Origin of the sequence: Paraburkholderia sp. (assembly GCF_036488505.1) — a bacterium.
Classification (GTDB): Bacteria; Pseudomonadota; Gammaproteobacteria; order Burkholderiales; family Burkholderiaceae; genus Paraburkholderia.
Genome location: NZ_DASXHN010000413.1, coordinates 1 through 5,625 on the forward strand (window position 1 = coordinate 1; position 5,625 = coordinate 5,625).

A 5,625-nucleotide genomic window follows, 5' to 3' on the forward strand; every position below is an offset into this window, starting at 1 on the left:
TGATAGTGCGGATTGCCCGTGTGAAAGTAGGTAATCGTCAGGCTACCCCTCCTCTCAGAAACCCCACCCGATTACGGTGGGGTTTTTGCGTTTACGCCCGCATAGGCACTGGACGGACACGACTGACGCAAACTGCCGGGCAACTGCAAGTTCTCCCGACTTCGCCACCTCCACCGCCTCGCGAAGAATGTCGGTTTGCATGATCCTTTCCCACCAGTCGCTGAAGCCTCCTGGTTTTCGACTGCATCGCTCACCTTCGACGCCGGCCCACCGTCCTAGGCGGCACTGACTGCTGACACGCTGCCATCGTTGCAGCTCGCGTCAATGGAATAGCTGGTTCGATTTGACGTGGCGCTGGCTTACGACCATCTAGGCCGATTTGCCCGGCTCGAAACTCTCTTTCACCACCGCCAGCTTATCTTTCACTGACCACCGGCGCCTGCATTCCAGGCCCTGAGTACTCTTAGCGCTTCTTGTTTGCTGTCGGTCAAAAAGCGCAGTCGTATTCGTATACGAAGCCGCTATTTAAGCGCCAGACGTGTCAGGGGATTCGGGGGCCGCTCCAGAAAGGAATTTCTGCGCCAGCCTCACCCAATATGTAGACCCGACCGGCAATAGCTCGTCATTGAAGTCATAGCTTGCGTTATGCAGCATGCAGGGACCCGCACCGTGGCCGGATTCGCGGTGGCCGCCGTCACCATTGCCTAAAAAGCCGTAGCAGCCTGGCTTTGCCAGCAGCATGAACGAAAAATCTTCGGCGCCCATCGTCGGCTCGACCGCATCATCGACGTTTTCCGCGCCAACGATTTCCTTCATCACCGATGCCGCGAAACGCGCTTCTTCACTGCTGTTGATGGTCGGCGGGTAGTTTCGGTGAAAGCGGATCTGAACGGAGCAGTCGTACGCGTCGGCGGTGCTCTCGACGATCTTGCGCATGCGCGTTTCGATCAGGTCGAGCGTCTCGGTCGTGAAAGTCCGGACCGTTCCTGCAATCCACGCGTCGTTCGGGACCACATTGACCGCATCGCCAGCGTGAATCTGGGTGATCGACAGCACAGCGGTATCCAGCGGCTTCTTGTTTCGCGTGATGATGCTTTGCAGCCCGCTCGCAATCTGTACAGCCGTAAAGACCGGGTCGCGCCCATTGTGGGGCAGCGCGGCATGGGCTCCGGTCCCCTTGATTTCGATGCGAAATTCGTTGCTCGACGCCATGATCGGGCCTTCGGTCACGCCGAAGTGACCTGCAGGCATGCCTGGCCAGTTATGGATACCGAACACCGCATCCACAGGGAATTTGACGAACAGGCCATCATCAATCATCGCCTTTGCGCCGGCACCGCCCTCTTCCGCCGGCTGAAAAATAAACACGACCGTGCCGTCGAAGTTGCCGTGCTTGACGAGGTAATGTGCCGCGCCCAACAGCATCGCGGTGTGTCCATCGTGGCCGCAAGCGTGCATCTTGCCGTCGTTTTTAGACCGATGCTCGAAGCTGTTGAGCTCCTGAATCGGTAGTGCGTCCATGTCGGCTCGTAGACCAATCGCGCGTGAACTGCTACCGCGCTTCAATACGCCGACGACGCCGGTCTTCCCCAATCCGCGGTGTGTCTCAATACCCCAGGATTCGAGCGTCCGAGCAACGAGATCAGACGTCGTCGTCTCTTCGTAGCAAAGCTCCGGGTGAGCATGGATGGTTCGTCGAAGGGTCTGGATTTCGCCGCGAGCGGCTTGAATTTCGGGGATCAGTTTCATGATGGAGTATCAATCGCTTGTGCTTGACTTGCTTGAGATCGCTCGGAGGCGCGCTGCCCTCGGCGCTGGGATAATCGATTCTACGCCGAAGGTCTTTTTGGCGGCACCACCGACGGCGGCGGCCAATCGACGTAATAGAATTCCGCTTTGCCCGACACGACCACCGACTGCTTGCTTGGACCGATTGCCAATGGCTGCCTCCAATTCGCGCGCAGTGGCCCGCACGATTGCCCCAACACCCGCGTGATGCCGGTGACCGTGGAGAACGGATGGGCGAACAAGGTGGCCAGTTATCAAGAGCATTCGCCGACGCAGGTCGCGCTGTGCACGAGACTGTGACCTACTCGGCGCACGAGGGCCTTGCGCTCGAATTGCCGAGCTGGTGGAAGAAGCTCGCGCCGGCCGGCTGCAACGCGAACCCGCTCGCAACCCTGGCACTTACCGACGACGGCGACTGTGCTACGTGTTATTACGACCGTCCTGTCGAAGTGGAGCGAGCCTAGGAACCTATTGCAGCTTGAGCACCGCCGGAACTCCTCCCTTTCGAGACGGCAGTCTAACTGCACCGCTGTCGCCGTTGGCCGCAATAAGCGCATGCTACGATGCATTTTTAGCACGATCATTCGAAAATAATTCAGGAGACCCTGCATGCAGAAAATCTGGCTGAAAACTTATCCGCCCGGCGTTCCCGCAGAGATCGACCCGATGCGCTATTCGTCGGTGGCCGAGCTGCTTGAGGAAGCCTTCCGCGAGCATCGCGCCAGGCCGGCGTTCGTGTGCATGGGTAAGGAACTCAGCTACGGCGGACTCGATACGCTGTCGCGCAAGCTCGCGGCGTGGCTTCAGTCGACGGGACTCTCCCGCGGTGCGCGCGTCGCCATCATGATGCCAAACGTGTTGCAATATCCGGTGGCGATTGCCGCGATCCTGCGCGCGGGCTATGTGGTCGTGAACGTCAATCCGCTCTATACGCCGCGCGAGCTCGAATATCAACTGAAGGATAGCGGCGCGGAAGCGATCATCGTGCTCGAAAATTTTGCCGCAACGTTGCAGGCGGTCGTCCGCAATACACAGGTCAAGCATGTCGTCGTCGCGGCGATGGGCGACCTGATGGGGGGCAAGGGCGCGCTCGTGAACTTCGTCGTGCGCAAGGTGAAAAAGATGGTGCCTGCGTGGGCTCTGCCGGGTCACATCAAGTTCAACGCCGCGCTCGCCCGGGGTGCGAGCCAAACATTCGAACCGGTCCAGCAGCGGCCGGACGACATCGCGTTTCTTCAGTACACGGGCGGCACGACCGGTGTCGCCAAGGGCGCGACACTGTTACACCGGAATCTGATCGCCAACGTGCTGCAGTCGGAGGCTTGGCTGAATCCGGCGCGCGAAGGCCGCCCGGATATCGATCAGTTCATCACCGTTGTCGCTTTGCCGCTGTACCACATATTCGCGCTGACCGTATGTGGGCTGCTGACAATCCGCACGGGCGGGATGGGCGTGCTGATTCCGAATCCACGCGATATCCCCGGCATGATCAAGGCCCTCGAAGGCTACAGAATCACGACGATTCCCGCCGTCAATACGCTGTACAACGCGATGTTGAACAGCCCCGACTTCCACAAGCTCGACTTCTCGAAGCTGCTCACCGCGAACGGCGGCGGCATGGCGGTGCAGGAAGCGGTCGCGAGGCGCTGGTTCGAGTCGACGGGCACGCCGATCATCGAGGGATACGGACTGTCGGAGACCTCGCCGTCCGCGACCTGCAATCCCGTCACCGCGACCGAGCACAACGGCACGATCGGTTTGCCGTTGCCGTCGACCGAAATCTCGATCCGCGACGACGACGGCAACGAAGTACCGCTCGGTCAGCCCGGTGAAATCTGCATCCGCGGCCCGCAAGTCATGGCGGGCTACTGGAACCGGCCCGACGAGACCGCGAAGGTGATGACGCCAGACGGCTTCTTCAAATCGGGCGACGTCGGCACGATGAACGGGGATGGCTTCGTAAAGATCGTCGATCGCAAGAAGGACATGATTCTGGTCTCCGGCTTCAATGTATATCCGAATGAGATCGAGGACGTCGTCGCGAAGCTGCCGGGTGTGTTCGAAGTCGCGGCGGTCGGCGTGCCCGACCAGAATTCGGGCGAAGCGGTGAAACTGTTCGTGGTGAAGAAAGACCCGGCGCTTACCGATCAGGACGTTCTCGCGTACTGCAAAACGCAACTGACGGGCTACAAGCGGCCCAAACTCGTCGAATTCCGCACGGAGCTGCCCAAGAGCAACGTCGGCAAGATCTTGCGCCGCGAGTTGCGCGACGGGCGCGTGTGAGCGAATCCCGCGCAGCCAGTACGCCTTCGACGCGAACCACGGTCGACGAATACCGCGACTGATCCCGATACGCAGGTCGGCGCGCAACGAAAAGCCCGGCGGACGGAAATCCACGCCGGGCTTTTCTTGTTCTTCTCGTCGGCCGCTCGCGCCGCGCCTTCCGGCGGAAACTCGATCGGCGCGCTCCCACGACAGAAACATCGGCCCCGCCGCCCTCGAAGGCATAAAAAAAGGCGCCCGAAGGCGCCTTTGAGAGAACTGCGTTTTTACGACTTATTAGAACTTGTGACGGATACCGATGCGAGCCGTGAACTGGTTGTTCGTCGACGAACCGGTCAGGCCGTTGATGCCTGCCGTTGCGGCGACCACGCGGCCGGTGGACGTCACCGTGTCGCCCAGAGCATGCTGGTACACACCGACCACGTACACGTCGGTGCGCTTGGACAGGAAGTAGTCCACGCCCACAGCGCCCTGATGGTACTGGGCACGCGATGCATTGTCGATTTGCGTGCCGCGCGTGTAGTCATACGCTGCGCCGACCAGCAGTGCCGGGGTCAACTGATACTTGAAGTTGATTTCGCCGTTGTTGAACGTGGCCTTCTGGCCCGTGAACGGCGACGCGAACGTCTTGCCCAGGTTGCCGAACTGGACGTTCGAATACGTCAGGCCGATCGTTGCTGCGCCGAACGTGTAGGCACCGCCTGCACCGACGACCTGGTACGTATTGGCCGATGCGTAGCCTGCGTAGATCGGCGACGTCACTGCGAAGTTGGCTGCAGTCGTACCGATAGCAGGCGTGTTCGTCGAGATCGTGCCGCCGTTATTGAACAGACCGCCCGAAGCTGCCGGCGTGCGCGCGTTCAAGTAACCAGCGCCCAATGCCAACGGACCGTTGTTGTAGCCAGCGCCCAACGACCAGATCTGGTTGCCGGTGAAGTTGCCTGCCTGACCACCGAGGCTGTACGTGCCGCCGAACGTCAGGCCGCCGTAGTTCGCGCTCGTGTACTTGATCGTGTTGTTGGTGCGATACGAGTTGTTGAAGTTGTCGAGATCGCCCGGGTGAGCAGCGATGTAACCGCCCCATTGATCGCCCACCTCGAACGGACCGACGTAGTCGACGACGGAGTCGTACTGACGACCCAGCGTGACCGTGCCGAACTGGCTCGACAGGCCGACGTACGCCTGACGGCCGAACATCAGGCCGCCTTGGCCGAGCTTGCCGTTGGTCACGTCAAAGCCGTTTTCCAACACGAACAGCGCCTTCAGACCGCCGCCCAGATCTTCCGTGCCACGCAGGCCGAAGCGCGAACCTTGCATGACGCCGCTGGACATGTCGTATTTGTGGAAGCCACCGGCGTTGGTGTTCATGTTGATACCAACGTCAATGATGCCGTACAGGGTCACGCTGCTCTGAGCATGTGCGACGCCTGCGAATGCGCCCAGTGCCGCGAGAGCGAGAAGCGACTTTTTCATCGAATGATCTCCAAGGATTACGAATCTTTTGTACAAGGCGAATATTTATCTAGCGTTGAGGCCTTGCCTTCTAACTTCGCG

General features: G+C 60.1%; 4 protein-coding genes. 2 read left to right on the forward strand and 2 right to left on the reverse strand.

What is annotated here, in order from left to right; all coding sequences use genetic code 11:
* Positions 1 to 525: 525 nt before the first annotated feature.
* A complete protein-coding gene (locus tag VGH68_RS23990) occupies positions 526 to 1,749 on the reverse strand; it encodes a M20 aminoacylase family protein (RefSeq protein WP_331606199.1) in 1,224 nt (407 codons plus the stop codon).
* Positions 1,750 to 2,072: 323 nt separating this feature from the next.
* Here VGH68_RS23990 and VGH68_RS23995 point away from each other — a divergent pair, with 323 nt between their 5' ends.
* Entirely contained in the window at positions 2,073 to 2,252 is a 180-nt protein-coding gene (locus VGH68_RS23995; protein WP_331606202.1) for a hypothetical protein, read from the forward strand.
* A gap of 145 nt (positions 2,253 to 2,397) precedes the next feature.
* Positions 2,398 to 4,071: a long-chain fatty acid--CoA ligase gene (locus tag VGH68_RS24000; RefSeq protein WP_331606200.1), complete on the forward strand. Its 1,674-nt coding sequence runs from the start codon at positions 2,398 to 2,400 to the stop codon at positions 4,069 to 4,071.
* A gap of 276 nt (positions 4,072 to 4,347) precedes the next feature.
* Here VGH68_RS24000 and VGH68_RS24005 read toward each other — a convergent pair whose 3' ends face one another.
* On the reverse strand, positions 4,348 to 5,544 hold the full coding sequence (locus VGH68_RS24005) for a porin (RefSeq protein WP_331606201.1): 1,197 nt from the start codon (positions 5,542 to 5,544) through the stop codon (positions 4,348 to 4,350).
* Between the last annotated feature and the right edge of the window lie 81 nt (positions 5,545 to 5,625).